The sequence below is a fragment of the Chitinimonas arctica genome (genome assembly GCF_007431345.1).
Taxonomy (GTDB): domain Bacteria; phylum Pseudomonadota; class Gammaproteobacteria; order Burkholderiales; family Chitinimonadaceae; genus Chitinimonas; species Chitinimonas arctica.
In genome coordinates, this window is sequence record NZ_CP041730.1 from 2,726,856 (window position 1) to 2,744,438 (window position 17,583).

The following is a 17,583-nucleotide window of genomic DNA, read 5'->3' on the forward strand; positions in this document are numbered from 1 at the left end:
AAGGGATAAAACGGAAGTGCGCTAAAATCGCATACTTTCACGCTTCGCACAAACCCGTACTGGGCCGTGCCGGGATAATTCCGTCGGCGCGCCACACCCGGATCGGGTATGGGACGGCGTGGGCCAGTGCAGTGAACCCGAATATCCTTATGCAGAGTTTTCCAATGGAACGAATCGACGCACTACATGGCTGGCTGCAAGCGCAACTGGGCCAAGCGGCGGCATTGTCGGCGCCGATAGGCGATGGCAGCGCGCGGCGGTATTTCCGCCTTACGCTGGCCGATGGCAGCAGGCGCATCGTCATGGACGCGCCCCCCGACCGCAACGATTGCCGTCCTTTCCTGGCCGCGGCCGCCTTGTTGCGGCCCCATATCCACGTACCGGCGGTACTGGCGGAGGATACGGCGCAGGGTTTTCTGCTGTTGGAGGACCTGGGCGATATCGATCTGCAGACCGCCTTGGCCGCCACCGACGAAGCCGGCGCCGAGACGCTCTACCGCTGGGCCATCGCCAGTCTGGTAGCGCTGCAGTCGGCTACCCGGCCCAATGTCCTGCCGGACTACACGGCGCAGCAGATGGTGGAGGACCTCGACCGTTTCGCCGAGTGGTATGCCGACCGCCATCTAGGACGGCCGCTGCTAGGCGACGACCTGGCGCTGTGGGAACGCTGCCGTGCCCTGCTGGTGGTGCGGGCCCAGGCGCAGGCCAAGACCTTTATCCATTTCGACTTCCATTGCCGCAATCTGATCGTGGCCGACTCGCGCCCCGGCCCGGCCGCCGGCGATAGCCGCATCGGCGTGATCGATTTCCAGGACGCGCGGGTCGGCCCGATCAGCTATGACCTGGTTTCGCTGCTGAAGGATTTGTATGTGCAGTGGCCGGAAGCCTTCCGTCTCGATCTGTGCATACGCTATTGGGAAGCGGCACGGGTGGCTGGCCTGGCGGTACCGGCCAGCTTCGACGATTTCTATGCCGATTTCGAGATCATGGGGGCGTTCCGCCATATCCGCACCCTGGGCACCTTCGCTCGCCTGGCGCACCGGGACGGCAAGCGGCAGTACCTGGACGACATGCCCTTGGCGCTGAACTATCTGCGCGAGACCTGTGTCCGCTATGCGGAACTGCATCCGCTCTACAAGCTGATCAATCGCCTGACCGATTTCCAGCCGGGCGTCGGCTACACCTTTTAGTCGAATCCAGTGCCGCTCACCGCCTTGGCGATGGTCATCATCGCCGCCTTCACCCATGCCACCTGGAACCTGCTCGCCAAGCAGGCGGCCGCCAGCAGGCATTTTGTCTGGCTGTATTCGGCCGGCACGATCCTGTTCTGGCTACCGGCCATCCTGGCGGTATTCTGGTGGGCCAGGCCCAGTCTGGGCACGCCCGAAATCATCGCCCTGGCCGGTAGCGCGGTCTTGCATACGGCCTATTCCTTGTGCCTGCAGCGAGGCTATAAGGTTGGCGACCTGTCGGTGGTCTATCCGATGGCGCGTGGAACCGGCCCGCTGATCTCTTTTTTCGGCGCCATGCTGGTGCTGGGCGAGCGCCCCGGCCCGCTCGCCGCGGTGGGCGCCTTGCTGGTGGTGGTCGGCGTATTCCTGTTGGCTGGCGGTCCTCGGCTGTTGCGTCCCGGGGCGGATCGCAAGGGCCTGTTGTGGGGTGTGCTGACGGGCACGTTCATCGCGGCTTATACGGTATGGGACGGCCACGCCGTCAAGGTGCTACTGCTATCGCCCCTGCTGGTCGACTACGCCGGCAATTCGTTGCGCTGCTTGATGCTGACGCCGCGCGCCCTGGCGGATCGCCATGCCTTGCTGCCGGAATTGCGTCGTTATTGGAAGCCGGCGCTGGGTGTCAGCGTGCTGGGGCCGCTGGGCTATACCCTGGTGCTGTTCGCCATGCAGCAGGCCCCGGTCAGCCATGTCGCGCCAGCCCGGGAGCTGTCGATGATGGTGGGCGCCTGGTATGGCGCCAAGCTATTGGACGAGGGCGACCTGTCCCGCCGCCTGTTGGCGGCGGGGGTGATCGTACTGGGCGTGGTGGGTTTGGCGCTGGGTTAGGTTGCTAACCAGGTAGTAGCCGCCGAAGTCGGGATAACAAGCGATCGACCGAGCCGGGTTGGGCGGCGGGTGCGGCTTGAAAAGCCGATTCAAGCAAACCTCCGCACCGGCAAAGCGGGAACTTGGCCTACGGCAGCGAGCCCCAGGCGGTAGTGCCAATACGTCCACGAGCGCTCGTTGAACTGGCCGGCTTCCGCATGCGTCAATACTTCACGCAGCACCTCGTCGCCAACCTGAGCAGCGAGCGACTGGACATCGGTGTAATCGCCGATGTTTATCACTTGCGCGATGACCCGTTCGGGCATGGCCACCGCTTCGTCTGGCGTTTTCCACCAGACATACTTGCCGGCGAAGGGCTTCAAATCTTCAGGATTGGTGTGGACCATACGATCCTCGAATTAGCGTGTTTTTTTGCTTCAGACTGCCCTTGCATTACAGCGCTCCCGGGAACCCATCCGCTATCCCATGCATTTCATCGTGCTTGGCAGTATTTGGAACCGGCAGGAACGCAGTTGGTCTCAAGCTACTCGCGACATGGGCAAGACGGGGGCCAAGATGCGATCCATACCAGACGGGCAAACCGCCCGCCGGTCACAATCGCAAAGGAGCTTCACCATGCAACGCGCACAAATCGGCACCCTGTTCGAAACCACCTTGTTTCTGGGCGTGGCCGTATTGTTCGCCGGTGGCTTGTTCGGCGCCCTGCAAACACCGACCCAAACCGAGCAGCAGCTGCTTGCCAAGCACTCGGCCACCCAAATGGCGCAGAGCGAAACCGGTAAGCAGGGTTAAGAACCGAAACGGTAGGCCATCCCGGATGCCGGTCGGCCGCGCATGGTAAGCTTTTCCATCGTGTCCGACTCTGCCTAGGCATTTCCATGAGCTACCCACAAGCCGCTACCGGCCCCGTTCTCTACGATTTCCGTTCCGATACCGTTACCCGCCCTGGCGCCGCGATGCGCGCGGCGATGGCGGCGGCCGAGGTGGGGGACGATGTATGGGGGGACGATCCCACGGTCTTGCGCCTCCAGGCGGTGGCTGCCGAGATGCTGGGATATGAGGCGGGCCTGTTCGTGCCTTCCGGTACGCAAAGCAATCTGATCGGCTTGCTGGCCCATTGCCAGCGCGGCGACGAATACCTGGTCGGTCAGGATGCCCATACCTACAAGTACGAGGGTGGCGGCGCGGCCGTGCTGGGCAGCATCCAGCCACAGCCCATCGAAAACGCCGCCGACGGCACCATTCCGCTGGAAAAATTAAAGAAGGCCCTCAAGCCGGACGATGCCCACTTCGCCCGCACCCGCTTGCTGGCGCTGGAAAACACCACCGGCGGCAAGGTATTGCCGACGGATTATGTGCGGGCAGCGACCGATTGGGCCCATGGCGCCGGTCTGGCTACCCATCTGGATGGCGCCCGCTTATTCAACGCGGCGGTCGCACGGCAGGTCGCGCCGGCCGAGATCGCGCGCGGCTTCGATTCGGTGTCCATCTGTCTGTCCAAGGGCTTGGGTGCCCCGGTCGGTTCGGTGCTGCTGGGCAGCCACGTCTTGATCGCGCAGGGCAAGCGCTGGCGCAAGATGCTGGGTGGCGGCATGCGCCAGGCCGGTATCCTTGCTGCCGCCGGCCTCTACGCCCTGGACCGGCATATCGACCGCCTGGCCGACGACCACGCCAATGCCAGCCGGCTGGCCGACGGCCTGTCCCGTTTGCCGGGGCTGACCGTGGAAAGCCAGACCAATATGGTGTTCGTCCAGGTAGCGGCCGAACATGCCGCCGATTTCGCCGCCTATCTTGCCACGCAAGGGCTGCTGGTCAGCAGCGTGGGCAGCGCCCAGCGCTGGGTGACCCACCTGGACGTCGATACCGTGGCGGTGGACGCCGCGCTGGCCATTGCGGCACGCTTCTTCGATGGCCGTTGAGATGCGGGCCATGATCCTGGCCGCCGGGCGCGGCGAGCGGATGCGTCCCTTGACGGATACCACCCCCAAGCCCTTGCTGGATGTGGGCGGGACGCCGCTGATCGGCTGGCATCTGAAGCGCTTGGCCGCCGCCGGGGTGCGCGAGGTGGTGATCAATCACGCCTGGTTGGGCGAGCAAATCGAAGCGGCGCTCGGCAATGGCGCGGATTACGGGGTGAGCATCGCCTATTCGGCCGAGGGCACCGCACTGGAGACTGCCGGCGGCATCGCCAAGGCTTTACCCCTGCTGGGTACCGCGCCTTTCCTGCTACTGTCGGGCGATATCTTCAGTGACTACCCCTATGAAAAACTGCTGGCCCAGGCAAAGGCACTGGCCGATGACGATAGCCGCAGCGGCCATCTGGTGCTGGCGCCGACCGAGCGTTACCAACTTGATTTCGATCTGTCGCCCCAGGGTCTGGTCACTGCCGCAGGGCAACCCCGTTATACCTATGCCAATCTGGCCGTGCTGAAGCCCGCCATGCTGGCTTCGGTGCAGCAGGGACAGGCGGCCAGGCTCGGGCCGATATTGCATGAGTTTGCCCGGCAGGGACGGATCAGCGGAGAAGTCCATCAGGGCTTGTGGCTCAATGTCGGGACGCCGGCCGACCTGGAAGACGCGCGCGCCGTCTGTCGCCCAAACTGACCACGCGGGGCTATTGCGCCTAGCGTAAGCCTATGCACCCCTTATAGGTGCAGAGGAGACAGTCATGCGATTCCTACTTCCGGCCATCCTGATCGTGCTGATGGCAGGCTGCGCCACGACACCGCAGGATCAAGAGTGGGTAGTGGACAGCCAGTATGTTGCCAAGGTGAACCAAGGCGCCAAGATGGGCGGCGGACAAGTCATCTGGTTGCAGTACCCGACCAAGCTGGTGCCCGTGGAGCGGGCGTCCGGGTCTTAGCTGCCGTACAAGGCAGACCTTTGAGCCGCTCTACGGGGCGGAGTTTACTTCCTACCTAAGGGGAGGAGGCGCATGCGTGTACGGTTGGTATCGATGGTAAGCAAGGCGCCTTCGAGTAATTCAGCTTCCATTTGCTTCAGCGCCGTAATGACGAAATGACCGATAGCGTCCGGATTGAGATCCACCGAGCGAATTTGCACGACACTGGGCTTGTCGCCTTGAGTGGCGGAGAGAATCGTACCGAAGTCCAAATCATTTGTAACAACGATGAAATCATATGATTTGGCATAGGCCATGATTTCCGGGTCTGGCGCATTGGCGGGGCCAAGCGCTGTCCAGTGCATCGCTTCTAAACCGGCCTCGGCAAGAACGCCAACCCATTTGGGTGAGAGATTCATGTCGATGAGCAGTTTCATGCTGCGATCCACTCCACCTCACGTTCTTCGGCTCGCCAAGCAGCGTAGCGCACGGCTTGTATGATGTCTTCGTGTTCCAGGTAGGGGTAGTCGGCGAGAATCTGCTCGACGGTATGACCTGCGGCAATTTGTCCTAACACCATGCTGACCGTTACGCGCATGCCTCGGATGCATGCTTTGCCGCCCATCATTTCAGCTTGCTGGGTAATACGATCAAATAGATGCATGTTCAGCTCCGTAACGAAACTTATCCTTATGTTATCTGATCGGATTTGATAATGCGTAGGTTTCCACGACTGCGCGGTGATGCGAGCGGTCCCATTAGCGTTGTGCAACCATCGAACCCCCGGCCCTCAGCGCCGGGTGGTCGGGGCTAGGTTTGTCCAGGTAGTAGCCCTGCACCATATCCACGCCAAACTCCACCAGCATCAGCAAGGTCTCTTCGTTCTCGACGAATTCCGCCACGGTCTTCTTGCCCATGTCGCGGGCGATGGCCGCCATGCCCTTCACGAACACCTGGCTATCGTGGTCGCGCGGCAGGTCGCGGATAAACAGGCCGTCTATCTTCAGCACATGCGCCTTGAGATGTTTGAGATAGGCGAAGGAGGAAAAGCCGGCGCCGAAGTCGTCCAGGCAGACGGTGCAGCCGGTGGCCCGCAGCGCTTCGATAAATCGCTGCGCATCGCGCATATCGCTGACCGCCGCGGTTTCGGTCAACTCCACCATCAGCCGTTCCGGCGGGACATCGTAGTCGCACAACATATCGCTGATGAAGTTGGGCAGGCTGGTTTCGTCGAAGCTGCGGCCGGAGATATTGACCGCCACCGACGGCATGGCCGGATTGGCCGCCAGCAAGCGGATGGTTTCGCCGAGGACCCAGCGGTCGATATCGAGGATCTTGCCGCTTTTCTCGGCATGCGGGATGAAATGGCCGGGCGGGATGATCTGGCCGGGGTTGTTGGGGTCCTTCATCCGCACCAGCGCCTCCAGATGCGCGACCTCCAGCGTCCTGGCTTCGTAGATGCCCTGGAAGTACAGCACGAAGCCGTCGTTTTCCAGTGCTTGCTGGATGCGTTCGTTCCAGGTCAGCCGGTTGACGATTTCGCGCGAGGCGTCGCGCTCGGCCTGGTACATGCGCCAAGTGGCCTTGCCGGCGCTCTTGGCGTGGTACATGGCGGTATCGGCATGGGCCACCAGCTCCTCCGCCTGCTCGGCATGCAGCGGGTACAAGGCCACCCCCAGGCTGGACGAAAGCCGTAGCGGCTGGTTGTCGACATTGAGCTGGATGCTGGAGACCGAGGCCACGATACGGGCCGCCAGATGGCTGGCCTCGGCTTCGTCGCAGCTGGGGACCAGGATGGCGAACTCGTCGCCCCCCAGGCGGGCGAAGAATTCGTTGCGGCGTACCTGGGCGGAAATATCCTGCGCCACCCGTTTCAGCAGTTCGTCGCCGGCACCGTGGCCAAAGGTGTCGTTGACGTACTTGAACTCGTCCAGGTCGAAATACAGTACCGCCAAGCCTTCCTGGTTGCGCTCCGCCTCCGTCAGCATGGCCGCCAGCTGCTCCTGGAAGGCATGCCGGTTATACAAGCCGGTCAGGGCATCGCGCTCCGCCAGGAAGACCATGCGCTCGTTGAGGATATGCTCCTGGGTGACATCCTCGTAGACCCACAGCCTGCCGGTGTAGATGCCGGTCTCGTCGCGTACCGAATAGCAATGCTGGGTCACGATGCGGCCGTCGTTCATGGATAGGTCGCCCGGGTAGACATCCATGGTGGCCATTGCCTCGCTCGCTTCCAGATGCGTGGCGAAATCGTAGTGGGCGGGCCGGTTCAGCGCCGTCTGCAGCACCTGGCCTATCGGTTTGTCGATAATGGGCGTGCTGTCGTCGATCAGCCAGAGCGTCTTGAAGGCGGGATTGTGGAAGATGACGATATTGTCGTTATCCACGAACAGCACGCCGAAGCGCATGGCCGACAGCAAGGCGGTCAGCCGGGCGCGTTCGCCTTCCGCGCGCGATAGATAGATCTGGTTGAGTGCCTGCGATTGCTGTAGCTCGTAGACCGCCCGTTTCAGTGCCAGCCGGTCTTCCTTGAACTGGCTGTTGTCGTTGATCGAGGCGCGTATGCCGAGGTAGTTGGCCTGGGCGTCGTAGATGGGCTGCCAACTCATGGAAGCCCAAAAGGTCTTGCCGTCGCGCTGCATGGCGCGGAACTCGAAATCCTGCCCGGCTGTTCCGGTCAGCGCGGTATCCACCGCCGCACTCAGCTTGCTGCGCTCTTCCAAGGCGGCCAATGGGACCGGGAAGCGTTGCATCTCCATGCATTCGCGCACCGTGTAGCCGGTCAGCCGGGTCACCGAGGCATTCACCCAGACCAGCTTGCCCTCGGGGTCCAGCCACAGTTCCACGCCATAGGTGTAGTCGGCGATGGCGAGAAACTTCTCTTCGCTTTGCTTGAGCGCGTCGAGCCGCTCCTGGATACCGCTGGACATCTGGTTGAAGCGCTGCGCCAGCAGGCCGATTTCATCCTCGCCTTCGACCTGGATGCGCTCGGTGGTACCAGCGCTGGTTTGCTGTTCGGCGGCGTCGATCAGGTAATACAGCCGCCGGGTCAGCCAGAAACCGATCAGGGCCAAAAACAGCGCCGACAACACCGCGCCCACCACCACCACGCTGACGATCTGCCAGACGATGCGGTCGGCTGTTTCGCGCAGTAATTCGGTGGAAATGCCGAAACGCAGCAAGCCATAACGCTGGCCGGCCAGTTCGATCGGGGTGCTGACATTGACGATGGGGGGGATGGTGTCGCTGCCGCTGAGTTGGCGCAGATCGTCGATAGGCGGCAAGGCGCCATTGTCCGCGGCACCCACATCCCAGCCGCGCGCCGCCACCACCCTTCCCTGGCGATCATACAAGACCAGGTAGTCGATGCCCTCGGGGGTGCGCACGCCGTCCAGCAGTTCGGCCGCGGGGGCATAGTCGAGCGAGGCCATGGGCGGCGCCAGTGCGGCATTGAGCAGGCGCGACAGCTCCTGTATCCGCACATCGGTGGCCTTGAGCACCATTTCCGACCAGACCCTGCTGACGCTGGTCAGCAGCACGCCCAGGACGACAAATTGCACCAGCAAGATGGCCAAGACCAGCTTGGCGCGTAGCGTGCGGAAAAATGGAAGCTGCATGGACACCGCTATTCCGATCGCAGTCGGCGTTTCAGTTCGGCGACAAAGGGTTCCACCGCCGTGAGGTCTCCTTCCTTGAGCGGATCCGCCCCGGAGAAGCCTATCCTGCCGGCGAAGCTTTCACCATGCTCCTTTGAATTGACGAACTTGGCCACTTCGTCGATATAAAGCTTGCGTCTGCCTGGTTCGAGTTGGCCACTGGCCAGCAGCACCATATGGGGAAGCGAGCGTGTTTCCGCCAGGACCCGCAGGCCATCGCGGATATCGGGCGGCATGTTGGCGAAGGCGGTCTTGTTGACGATGGCGGCCTGGGCATCGCCGTGCATCACGGCCATGGCGGCGGCATTGTGGAAATCGTAATAGCGCAGCGCGGGCTTGAGCCCCTGCTTTTTCAGCCACTCTTCGCCCAGCATGGCGGTGGCGGTCAAGGGATCGGGCATGGCAACGGTGCGCTCACCCAGCTCACTGGCCAGCCTGGGTCCGCCATCCCGTTTGACCACGATCAGGCCGGCCAAGCGGCTGCGTCCGATCAGGGAAGGGATGTAGGCGGCCTGCTGCTCGGCATAGCGGGCGGTGTGGGGGCCGATCACGACAATGTCGAACTCCTGCGCTTCGATACGCCGTACGAATTGGCGGTAATCCGGTGCGGTCAGCAAGACGACAGGCTGTCCCAGGGCTTTTTCGAGTGCCAAGCGCATGGGTTGGAAGCTGGAGATCAGCAGGCGCGGCGTGAAATACGGTTCCAGGCCGATGCGCACTTCCCGCCCGGCGGCCTCGGCAACGATGCCGGCTACCAGCAGCACCAGTAGGCACAGCCCTCTGTACATTCGTGCTACTCCCTGGCTAGCGTTTTTGTTTATAGCTTGTTAACTACATAGTAGCGTTATCTGAATAAGGATAGCCTAGCAGATGCGTTCACCGCGCTGCTGTGCAAAAAGGGAAGGGAGCCCATTGGCCGGGAACCACCCTCGCGCCCTCGAACTACACGGATTTGATGAATACCTTCGACCGGCGCTGCCAGTTGTACAGCGTCTTTTTCTTCATCGGCAGTACATCGATCTCGGCCGGCTTGAAGCCGCGTTCCACGAACCAATGCGCGGTACGGGTGGTCAGCACGAACAGTTGCTTGATTTTCAGGCGGCGCGCTTCGCGCTCGACATATTTCATCAAGGCTTCGCCGCGGCCGCCGTCGCGGTAGTCCGGGTGGACGGCCAGGCCGGCCAGTTCGGCGATTTCGCCTTCTTCAAAAGTATGCAGGCCCACGCAGCCAATGATCTTGCGGTCGTGCTCCAGCACGGCGAAACGTTCGATCTCGCGCTCCAGCAGTTCGCGGCTGCGCTTGACCAGTACGCCTTGTTCCTCCAGCGGCTCGATCAGCGCCAGAATGCCGCCGATATCGTCGATCTGCGCGCGCCGCATGGTTTCCAGCGGTTCGCGCGAGATCATCGTGCCGATGCCCTCGTGGGTGAACAGTTCGGTGAGCAGGCCACCGTCAAGATGCCGCGAAATCAGATGGGCGCGCGCGACGCCATGGCGTACCGCCTTGATGCAGCAAGGCAGGAAGAAATCGATGTCGTCGCTGACGCGGACTTCCTCGCGGACGAATTTCTCCGCTTCCGCCGCGGTCAGTTCGTTGTGCAGTTGGCCGTCCTCGTCCACCACGCCGGGCTGGTCGAGCAGAAAGATCAGCTTGTCCGCCTGCAAGGCCACGGCCGCGGTGGTGGCGACGTCCTCCAGGGTGAGGTTGAATACCTCGCCGGTAGGCGAATAACCCACCGGCGACAGCAGGATGGTTTCGCCGAATTCCAGGCGGTCGCGCATGGCCGCCACATCGAGCTTGCGTACCTCGCCGCTGTATTGCATATCTTCGCCTTCGCGCACGCCCATGGGCTGGGCGGTGACGAAATTGCCGCCCGCCACGCGGATATCGGCATTGGCCATGGGCGAGTTCGCCAGGCCCATGGACAGGCCGGCCTCGATCTCGAAACGGACCTGGCCGATGGATTGCAGGACCTGGCTGATCGATTCCCGTTCGGTGATGCGCACGCCGCGCTCGAAGCGGCAGGGCAGGCCGGCCTCCTGCAGGCGGGCATTGATCTGCGGCCGCGCACCATGCACCAGCACCAGGTTGACGCCCAGGCTGACCAGGGTATTGAGGTCATGCGCCAGCGAGCCGAAGTCGCCATCGCGCACCAGGTCGCCGCCGAAGGCCACCACGAAGGTGCGATTGCGGAAGGCGTGGATATAGGGCGCGGCTTGGCGGAACCAGAAAATGAATTCGGGGGAGCCGATATCGGGCATGGCTTATTTCTCGAAGTAGACCGGCAAAGAGTAACAAAAATCGATCGGGCTACGGAGATGGCGATAAGGCATCGGCCGATAAATTGCGGGCATCGAGCGCTTCGCGCCAACGGATAAAGTCCTCGGCCGGCATGGGTTTGGCAAATACATAGCCTTGCACCTGGTCACAACCCATTGCGCGCAGCAGCGCCACGGTGGCGTGATCCTCCACGCCTTCGGCCACGACCTTGAGGCCCAGGCGGTGACCCAGTTCCACGGTGGAACGGACGATCTGCCTATCGCTGTCGTTATGCACCAGCTCGATCATAAAGGCCCGGTCTATCTTCAGTTCGGTCACCGGCAGGCGGCGGATATAGGCGAGCGAGGAGTAGCCGGTGCCATAGTCGTCGATGGCGATGGACAAACCCATTGCCCGCAATTGCTGCAGCACCGCCAGGGCTTTGGCGGGATCGGCCATCAAGCCGCTTTCGGTGATTTCCAGGCACAGGTAATCGGGCGACAGCGACGCCTGTTCCAACAGCTCCGCCACCAGGGAGGGCAAGTCCCGGTCCAGCAGGTCACGGGTGGCCAGGTTGACCGACAGCTTGACCGGCCGGCCGGCCAGCGCCCAGGCGCCGGCCGTGGCGATGGCGTGCGCCAGCACCCAGCGGGTGACTTCGCGGATATAGCCGGTCTGCTCGGCGAAGGGCACGAACTCGCCGGGCGGGATAAAGCCCTTGTCGGGGTGGATCCAGCGCACCAGTGCCTCGGCTTCGTCGGCGCGGCCGGTGGCCAGGTTGACCTTGGGTTGGTAGTACAGGGTCAGCTGATTGTGCTCGACCGCCTGCTGCAGATCGCCCAGCAGCGAAAGATGCTCCTCGCGGAAGGTCTGCATGCCCGGGTCGTAGATGATATGCCGCTCGCCGGTCCGCTTGGCCCGGTACATGGCCAGGTCGGCGCTACGGATCAGGTCGATGGCATTGTCGGCATGGTCGGGAAAACCGGCCGCGCCCATGCCGGCACGGAGATCCAGCGGGCGGTTCTCCAGCACGAAGCGGCGGTCGAACATACGATGGATACGTTCCAGGGTCGCTGGAGCATCGGCCACCCGAACGCCCGGCAACAAGAGCGCGAAGTCGTCGCCGGACAAGCGCGCCACGCTGTCCTCCTGCCGCACGGACGAGCGCAGGCGCGATCCCACCTCGGCCAGGACCCTGTCGCCCATGGGATGGCCCAGCGTGTCGTTGATCTGCTGGAAGCGGTCCAGGTTGACCAGTAGCACGGTCAGGGCGCTGCCTTGCCGGGCGGCCGCCTCTATCGCTTCGGCCAGCAGCTGGTTGAAGCGTACCCGGTTGGGCAGGCCGGTCAACGGGTCTTCATAGGCCAGCTTGCTGATGCGGTTTTCGCGTTCGCCGATCGCGGCCTGCATATGGGCCAGGCTGCCGGCCAGCCGGCCGATCTCGCTGCTGTTCTTGCGGTCGATTTGCTGCTGGTAGTCGCCTTGCTGGATACGCTCGGCCACCCGGGACAAGGCACGGAGCGGATCGGTGATGCGGCGGGCGATACGTGTACCGGCCAGCAGACAGACCGCCAAGGCGATCAGGGCCAGCACGATCAGGGTGCCCTGCAGTTGATAAAAGGGCGCCAGCGCTTCCATCAGGGAGCGGGCAAGCAAGGCATAGATAGGGCCTTCCGGGCTATCGCCCAGTTGGAATAGGCGGGTCTGATAATCCTCGCCGGCCAGCACCAGCCGGCTGGCGCTTTGCTCCGGGCTGAGCTGTTCGGTCAGGCCGGCGCGCTGTTCCGGCAGCAGGGTGGACGCCAGCATGACCCAGCCGCTGCGGCCGTGGCCCAGGAAGGAGACTTGCAAGCCGGCAAGCGAGCGCAGGTCGGCTGCCGTCCCGTCGTTGATTTCGAAGCCCATGGTGATCCAGCCTATGGTGGCGGGTGCGCGCACCGGCACCGCCACCAGCTGGTAGAGCCGGCCGTCGATCCGCTCGATACCGCTGGCGCCGCCCTGCGCGCCGGCCTTCGCCAGCAGGCGGCGGAACGGGTAGGGCTGGCCGGTCCGTTCCGGCCTGACGGTATCCGCCTGGATGCGGTCATTCAGATCGGACAACATCACCAGGTCGGCGCCGATACGGCCGCCATGGTTTCTCAGGGCATCGACGATGGTGTCGGTTTCGCCCGTGGCAATGGCGTCGCGAAAGCCGAAATCCCTGGCCAGGACCTGCGCGCCCAGGGTCAGTTGGCTGCCGTTCTGTTCCAGCAGCCGCCGGAAAACCCGTTCGCCGGTCAGCAGTTCGTGCGCCGCCGTCTCGCGCGAGATGCGCAGGTTGGCGACGCTGACCAGTACAAAGGTCGCAAGCAGCACCACCGCCAGCAAGCTGAAGAAGAAGACAACGATGCGAAAGGACAGGCTGTCGGTACGCAAGCGCGGCACCCGTTTGTCAATAATGGCCGCGCTGGCGTTCCGGCGCGGGTGCCAGCTTCAGGCGAAAGCTGAACTGGGCAGGCGCTCCTGGCGCCAGCTTGATCTTCTGGGCGGGGCTGGCTGGCGATTGATAGGGATGCCAGATCTCCAGTTCATACTCGCCGTTGGGCAGTTCCGCCAAGTTGAGCTGGCCCTTGCTGTCGGTCTTGCCGAACCAGGGGCTGTCCACCACCAGCACATAGCCGATCATCCAGTCGTGGATATTGCAGCCCAGCACGACCTGGCCGGGCTTGTCGAACAGCACCGGCTCCGCCGGGGTACCGGAGTACAGCGGTAGCCTGAGCGGCTTGGCCGGCGAGAAGGAATAGATGTTGTGGCGAATGCTGTCCTTGTTGGGGAAACTGATCAGCGTGCCGACCTGGACCACGCTCACCAGCGGCGTGAATTCCTTATTGACCTGGTCGATGATGGCGCTGCCGGGCTTGAGCCTGGGCGGCGGCGCGGACAACGGCTTGGCGTGGACCGCTACGTCCGGCAAAGGCTGTCCGGCCGGATCGGTCACGCTGATGCCGATATCGTTGGCGTGGGCCAGGACGGGGTAGAGGGCGAGTAACGCGCACAGGGCGCGCCACGCGGCGCTCATCGCTTGTACTCCACGATGTCGCGCTTCATCGGCGCCAGTATGGCCAGCAGGGCGTTCTTGTCGGCCTGCGCCACCTGGTGCGCATCCAGCACATTGCGGAGGTTTTCCACCATGGCGTAGAACGCCGCCTCGCTGATGCCCAGCCCGCCATGGACCTGTTTCATTGTGTCGCCGGTGTATTGGCAGGGACCGCCGCTGAGATGGCACAGATGCTCGGCCAGCATGCGCTGCAGCCGCCGCAGATCGACCTTGACGAAGCTGCCGCGGGTGGCCGGATCGCGCGTGCTGGCAGCCAGCAAGTCGGCGGTAATGGCGGCAACGCCCGCGTCGCCGCCCAGCCGTTGGTACAGACTGTCCGCCGGCACGGGGGGTATCAGCAGGGCAAACGACAGGAGCGGGGCGAGGCGTAGGCGCATAAAGACTCCGGCTGGCGATTCGTTCGCTGAAGTATAGACTGCACAAATGCCTCGTCACCCGTTCAACGGAGTTGCACTCATGTTGCGAAACGTTGCCTTGTTGCTGGTTCTGTCCGTATCGCTGGGGACGCAAGCCGCCGGTTCGCGGCTACCCGGCACGGGTGGCATGAGCCAGCTGGAAGGGGCGGCCGGCGGCGGTCTGGTGCCCTGGGCCTTGATTGCCGGCTACGGCAGCCGCGACCAGGTGGGCGGCAATGCCTTTGTCACGCGGGTCGATAGCCAGGGCTTCCGGTTGGACGTGGCGGGCGCCTCGGTGGGCTTGTTCGACCGGGTCGAACTCTCGTTTGCCCGCCAGCGCTTCGGCCTGGGTTCCACCGTGCCGGGACGGCACCTGGAACAGGATATCGTCGGCCTGAAATGGAAGGTATATGGCGATGCAGTGTACGATCAGGACCAAGCCTGGCCGCAACTGGCGCTGGGCTTGATGGCCAAGCGCAACCGCGATTTCTCGCTGCCCGCCTTGCTGGGCGCCAAGCACGCCAGCGATGTCGAGCCCTATCTGGCCGCGACCAAGGTATGGCTGGACGGTCCGGCTGGCAGAAGTGCGCTGCTTAATGGCACGCTGCGCTACACCCGTGCCAACCAACTGGGCCTGCTCGGCTTTGGCGGCGACCGTTCGGACCGCCGCAAGTTGCGGCTGGAGGCCAGCGCCGCCGTGTTCTTGACCGATGCGCTGGTGCTGGGCCTGGAATATCGACAGAAGAACAACAATCTATCGGTGTTCCGCGAGCAGCGTTTCGCGGATGTGTTCCTGGCCTGGATTCCCAACCGGCGCTGCTCGCTGGCGCTGGCGCATGCCGAGATGGGCAATATCGCCGACCAGCCTGGGCAGCGTGGCCCGTACTTCTCGGTCAAGCTCGACTTTTAGCCGATGGGTGAGCCGCGCGGGGCTGCGTCGGGCATATCTGAGCGCCACGCGTCCCCGTACAATCCTCGCCCATGAACAAACGCATTCTGCTGATCGAAGACGAAGTGGCCATTGCCGATACCGTTGTCTATGCCCTGCAAAGGGAAGGCTTCGTGGTGAGTTGGCACACCTTGGGACGGGACGGGCTGGCGGTGCTCGATAGCGAAGGCGCCGATCTCCTGGTGCTGGACGTCGGCCTGCCCGATATTAGCGGTTTCGAGCTGTTTCGGCAGGTGCGCCAGCATCACGACACCCCGGTGCTGTTTCTGACCGCACGCGGCGACGAAATCGACCGGGTGGTGGGGCTGGAGCTGGGTGCGGACGACTACGTGGTCAAACCCTTCAGCCCCCGCGAGCTGGTGGCACGCATCAAGGCTATCCTGCGGCGCGGCAGCGCCCCAATCCCCGTCGTACTCCCTAACGCCGGCTTGCAACACGATGCCGCCCGTGCCCGCATCTGCCTGGCCGGCCAGGTGCTGAACCTGACCCGCTACGAATACCGGCTACTGGTCTTGCTGTTGGAGCAGCCGGAGCGGGTATTCAGCCGCAGCCAGCTGATGGATGCCGTCTGGCAGGATCCGGCGGCCAGCTTCGAGCGCACGGTGGATGCGCATATCCGCTCGCTGCGCGCCAAGCTGCGCGAAGCCGATCCGGCGTGCGATCCCATCCGTACCCATCGGGGCCTGGGCTATAGCCTGAGTTGGACTGCCGGGCCGGCGGCATGAGGATAGGGATACGCATCTTCCTGGGTTACTTCGTGATGGTCGGACTGGTCGCCTGGTTTCTGCTCGACACCTCGCGGGAGCGTTTGCGGCCGGCGCTCAAGCAGTCTATGGAAGATACCCTGGTCGATACCGCCAATCTGCTGGCCGAATTTTCTCGGCGCGACCTGGTGGCGGGTACGGTGGCCAAGGGCGAGTTTGCCCGCAATCTGGAAGCCTTTGCCGACCGGCGCCTCAATGCCGAGATCTGGGGCATACGGAAGGACAAGCCCAATCACCGCATCTATGTCACCGATGCCCAGGGCATGGTGCTGTACGACTCCAACCATCTGGCCGATGGCCAGGACTATTCGCGCTGGAACGATGTCTATCTCACCCTGCAGGGCCGCTATGGCGCCCGTACCACCCGGGGCGATCCCGCCGACCCGACCAGTTCGGTCATGCATGTCGCCGCGCCGGTACAGCATGACGGAAAATTGATTGGCGTGGTGACGGTCGCCAAGCCGATAGACAGCGTGCGGCCCTTTTTCCAGCAAGCGCTGGATGGCTTGACCCGGGCCGGCGGTCTGGTGCTGGTGGCGGGCGGCCTGCTGGGGCTGCTGTTGTCATGGTGGATCACCCGGTCGCTGACCCGGCTGGAGCAGTATGCCCAGGCGGTTGCGCGGGGCGAGCGGGTCAGCCTGCCGGCGCTGTCCGGGCGCGAAGTCCGGGTGCTGGGGCAGGCGCTGGACACCATGCGCAACCGCCTGGAGGGCAAGCAATATGTCGAACAGTATGTCCATGGCTTGACCCACGAGCTGAAAAGTCCGCTCGCGGGCATACGCGGCGCGGCCGAATTGATCGAGCCCAGCATGCCAGCCGCCGACCAGGCGCGCTTTCTCCGCAATATCCGCACCCAAGCCGAGCGCATGACGGAGATCATCGACCGGATGCTGACCTTGGCCCAACTGGAAAGCCGGCAGGCTTTGGCCGATGTGGAAGAAATCACCGTGGCCAGCCTGCTGCGGCAGGCCTGTGATGACAAGGCCGAGCAGTTGCGGGCCAGGGGACTGGTCTGCCAGCTGGAGGTGGCCGAGACGCTGCGGGTGCGGGGCGAGCGTTTTCTGCTGGGCCAGGCGTTGTCCAACCTGCTGGACAACGCCATCGCCTTCGCTCCGGGCGACAGTGCTTTACAGCTTCGTGCCGAGGCGGTCGATGGCGTGGTGCGGGTGAGCCTGCGCGATCAAGGGCCGGGCGTGCCGGACTATGCCTTGAATAGGGTGTTCGAACGCTTCTACTCGCTGCCGCGCCCGGATGGCGGCACTCGTTCCACCGGCCTTGGTTTGCCCTTTGTACGAGAAGTGGCCGCCTTGCATGGCGGCAGTATCAGCCTGCGCAACCATGAGGCGGGCGGCGCCGTGGCGGTGCTCGACTTGCCGGCGGGAAAGGGCCGGACCGGTCAGCCGGAAAAATAATTTCACTTTAACCGGGCGCCCACCGCTAATGCGGGGGAGTGGATCCGTTCAGTTATCCACAGACAATCAGATTTCTCTTATTTTCCTGTGGCGAACTCTGCAGTTTGATAATTTCTTTTTTATTCAAGGGATTATCCAGGCTTGGCCG

Annotated in this window: 18 protein-coding genes; 9 read left to right on the forward strand and 9 right to left on the reverse strand. The window is 63.4% G+C overall.

Features of this window, described 5'->3' with window-relative positions:
* Positions 1-164 precede the first annotated feature (164 nt).
* On the forward strand, positions 165-1,190 hold the full coding sequence (locus tag FNU76_RS12330; RefSeq protein ID WP_144278478.1) for an aminoglycoside phosphotransferase family protein: 1,026 nt from the start codon (positions 165-167) through the stop codon (positions 1,188-1,190).
* A gap of 9 nt (positions 1,191-1,199) precedes the next feature.
* Entirely contained in the window at positions 1,200-2,060 is an 861-nt protein-coding gene (locus FNU76_RS12335) for an EamA family transporter (protein WP_144278479.1), read from the forward strand.
* An 89-nt stretch (positions 2,061-2,149) separates the two neighbouring features.
* Here the strand turns inward: FNU76_RS12335 and FNU76_RS12340 are convergent, their stop codons facing one another.
* A complete protein-coding gene (locus FNU76_RS12340; RefSeq protein ID WP_144278480.1) occupies positions 2,150-2,446 on the reverse strand; it encodes a hypothetical protein in 297 nt (98 codons plus the stop codon).
* A 229-nt stretch (positions 2,447-2,675) separates the two neighbouring features.
* On the opposite strand from FNU76_RS12340, the gene FNU76_RS24100 reads away from it, so the two are divergent.
* The 4 genes from FNU76_RS24100 (at position 2,676) to FNU76_RS12355 (ending at position 4,923) form a co-directional block, all read left to right on the forward strand.
* Positions 2,676-2,852, forward strand: coding sequence for a hypothetical protein (locus tag FNU76_RS24100; RefSeq protein WP_179958094.1), 177 nt, complete (start codon positions 2,676-2,678; stop codon positions 2,850-2,852).
* Positions 2,853-2,938: 86 nt separating this feature from the next.
* Entirely contained in the window at positions 2,939-3,979 is a 1,041-nt protein-coding gene (ltaE, locus tag FNU76_RS12345; protein WP_144278481.1) for a low-specificity L-threonine aldolase, read from the forward strand.
* Position 3,980: 1 nt separating this feature from the next.
* Positions 3,981-4,664, forward strand: a complete 684-nt coding sequence (gene murU / locus FNU76_RS12350) for an N-acetylmuramate alpha-1-phosphate uridylyltransferase MurU (RefSeq protein WP_144280661.1) — start codon at positions 3,981-3,983, stop codon at positions 4,662-4,664.
* A 64-nt stretch (positions 4,665-4,728) separates the two neighbouring features.
* On the forward strand, positions 4,729-4,923 hold the full coding sequence (locus FNU76_RS12355; RefSeq protein ID WP_144278482.1) for a hypothetical protein: 195 nt from the start codon (positions 4,729-4,731) through the stop codon (positions 4,921-4,923).
* 44 nt (positions 4,924-4,967) lie between these two features.
* Here FNU76_RS12355 and FNU76_RS12360 read toward each other — a convergent pair whose 3' ends face one another.
* The 8 genes from FNU76_RS12360 to FNU76_RS12395 all read right to left on the reverse strand — a co-directional run bounded on the left by FNU76_RS12360 (position 4,968) and on the right by FNU76_RS12395 (position 14,292).
* Complete coding sequence (locus FNU76_RS12360) at positions 4,968-5,339, reverse strand: DUF5615 family PIN-like protein (protein WP_144278483.1); 372 nt, start codon at positions 5,337-5,339, stop codon at positions 4,968-4,970.
* A complete protein-coding gene (locus tag FNU76_RS12365; protein WP_144278484.1) occupies positions 5,336-5,566 on the reverse strand; it encodes a DUF433 domain-containing protein in 231 nt (76 codons plus the stop codon). Before FNU76_RS12365 ends, FNU76_RS12360 begins: the two co-directional genes overlap by 4 nt.
* A gap of 94 nt (positions 5,567-5,660) precedes the next feature.
* Entirely contained in the window at positions 5,661-8,519 is a 2,859-nt protein-coding gene (locus FNU76_RS12370) for a bifunctional diguanylate cyclase/phosphodiesterase (RefSeq protein WP_144278485.1), read from the reverse strand.
* A gap of 8 nt (positions 8,520-8,527) precedes the next feature.
* Positions 8,528-9,346 carry a phosphate/phosphite/phosphonate ABC transporter substrate-binding protein gene (locus FNU76_RS12375; protein WP_144278486.1) on the reverse strand — a complete coding sequence of 273 codons (819 nt, stop codon included), beginning with the start codon at positions 9,344-9,346 and terminating at the stop codon, positions 8,528-8,530.
* A gap of 154 nt (positions 9,347-9,500) precedes the next feature.
* A complete protein-coding gene (gene argA, locus FNU76_RS12380) occupies positions 9,501-10,820 on the reverse strand; it encodes an amino-acid N-acetyltransferase (RefSeq protein WP_144278487.1) in 1,320 nt (439 codons plus the stop codon).
* A 49-nt stretch (positions 10,821-10,869) separates the two neighbouring features.
* Positions 10,870-13,233 carry a putative bifunctional diguanylate cyclase/phosphodiesterase gene (locus tag FNU76_RS12385; RefSeq protein ID WP_144278488.1) on the reverse strand — a complete coding sequence of 788 codons (2,364 nt, stop codon included), beginning with the start codon at positions 13,231-13,233 and terminating at the stop codon, positions 10,870-10,872.
* A 16-nt stretch (positions 13,234-13,249) separates the two neighbouring features.
* The gene (locus FNU76_RS12390; RefSeq protein WP_179958095.1) at positions 13,250-13,876 is read right to left on the reverse strand and encodes a methylamine utilization protein; all 627 of its coding nucleotides are present in this window, start codon (positions 13,874-13,876) and stop codon (positions 13,250-13,252) included.
* The gene (locus FNU76_RS12395; protein ID WP_144278489.1) at positions 13,873-14,292 is read right to left on the reverse strand and encodes a group I truncated hemoglobin; all 420 of its coding nucleotides are present in this window, start codon (positions 14,290-14,292) and stop codon (positions 13,873-13,875) included. The genes FNU76_RS12390 and FNU76_RS12395 overlap by 4 nt, the downstream gene beginning before the upstream one ends.
* 79 nt (positions 14,293-14,371) lie before the next feature.
* Here FNU76_RS12395 and FNU76_RS12400 point away from each other — a divergent pair, with 79 nt between their 5' ends.
* The 3 genes from FNU76_RS12400 (at position 14,372) to creC (ending at position 17,435) form a co-directional block, all read left to right on the forward strand.
* A complete protein-coding gene (locus FNU76_RS12400; RefSeq protein ID WP_144278490.1) occupies positions 14,372-15,220 on the forward strand; it encodes a DUF3034 family protein in 849 nt (282 codons plus the stop codon).
* Between the two features lie 71 nt (positions 15,221-15,291).
* Positions 15,292-15,984, forward strand: a complete 693-nt coding sequence (gene creB, locus FNU76_RS12405; RefSeq protein WP_144278491.1) for a two-component system response regulator CreB — start codon at positions 15,292-15,294, stop codon at positions 15,982-15,984.
* Positions 15,981-17,435, forward strand: a complete 1,455-nt coding sequence (creC, locus tag FNU76_RS12410; RefSeq protein WP_144278492.1) for a two-component system sensor histidine kinase CreC — start codon at positions 15,981-15,983, stop codon at positions 17,433-17,435. Before creB ends, creC begins: the two co-directional genes overlap by 4 nt.
* Positions 17,436-17,583 lie beyond the last annotated feature (148 nt).

Coding starts and splice junctions, on each gene's coding strand:
- FNU76_RS12330 (WP_144278478.1), top strand. CDS start 165: ATGGAACGAATCGACGCACTACATGGCTGGCTGCAAGCGCAACTGGGC.
- FNU76_RS12340 (WP_144278480.1), bottom strand. CDS start 2,446: ATGGTCCACACCAATCCTGAAGATTTGAAGCCCTTCGCCGGCAAGTAT.
- FNU76_RS24100 (WP_179958094.1), top strand. CDS start 2,676: ATGCAACGCGCACAAATCGGCACCCTGTTCGAAACCACCTTGTTTCTG.
- ltaE (WP_144278481.1), top strand. CDS start 2,939: ATGAGCTACCCACAAGCCGCTACCGGCCCCGTTCTCTACGATTTCCGT.
- murU (WP_144280661.1), top strand. CDS start 3,981: ATGCGGGCCATGATCCTGGCCGCCGGGCGCGGCGAGCGGATGCGTCCC.
- FNU76_RS12355 (WP_144278482.1), top strand. CDS start 4,729: ATGCGATTCCTACTTCCGGCCATCCTGATCGTGCTGATGGCAGGCTGC.
- FNU76_RS12360 (WP_144278483.1), bottom strand. CDS start 5,339: ATGAAACTGCTCATCGACATGAATCTCTCACCCAAATGGGTTGGCGTT.
- FNU76_RS12365 (WP_144278484.1), bottom strand. CDS start 5,566: ATGCATCTATTTGATCGTATTACCCAGCAAGCTGAAATGATGGGCGGC.
- FNU76_RS12370 (WP_144278485.1), bottom strand. CDS start 8,519: ATGCAGCTTCCATTTTTCCGCACGCTACGCGCCAAGCTGGTCTTGGCC.
- FNU76_RS12375 (WP_144278486.1), bottom strand. CDS start 9,346: ATGTACAGAGGGCTGTGCCTACTGGTGCTGCTGGTAGCCGGCATCGTT.
- argA (WP_144278487.1), bottom strand. CDS start 10,820: ATGCCCGATATCGGCTCCCCCGAATTCATTTTCTGGTTCCGCCAAGCC.
- FNU76_RS12390 (WP_179958095.1), bottom strand. CDS start 13,876: ATGAGCGCCGCGTGGCGCGCCCTGTGCGCGTTACTCGCCCTCTACCCC.
- FNU76_RS12395 (WP_144278489.1), bottom strand. CDS start 14,292: ATGCGCCTACGCCTCGCCCCGCTCCTGTCGTTTGCCCTGCTGATACCC.
- FNU76_RS12400 (WP_144278490.1), top strand. CDS start 14,372: ATGTTGCGAAACGTTGCCTTGTTGCTGGTTCTGTCCGTATCGCTGGGG.
- creB (WP_144278491.1), top strand. CDS start 15,292: ATGAACAAACGCATTCTGCTGATCGAAGACGAAGTGGCCATTGCCGAT.
- creC (WP_144278492.1), top strand. CDS start 15,981: ATGAGGATAGGGATACGCATCTTCCTGGGTTACTTCGTGATGGTCGGA.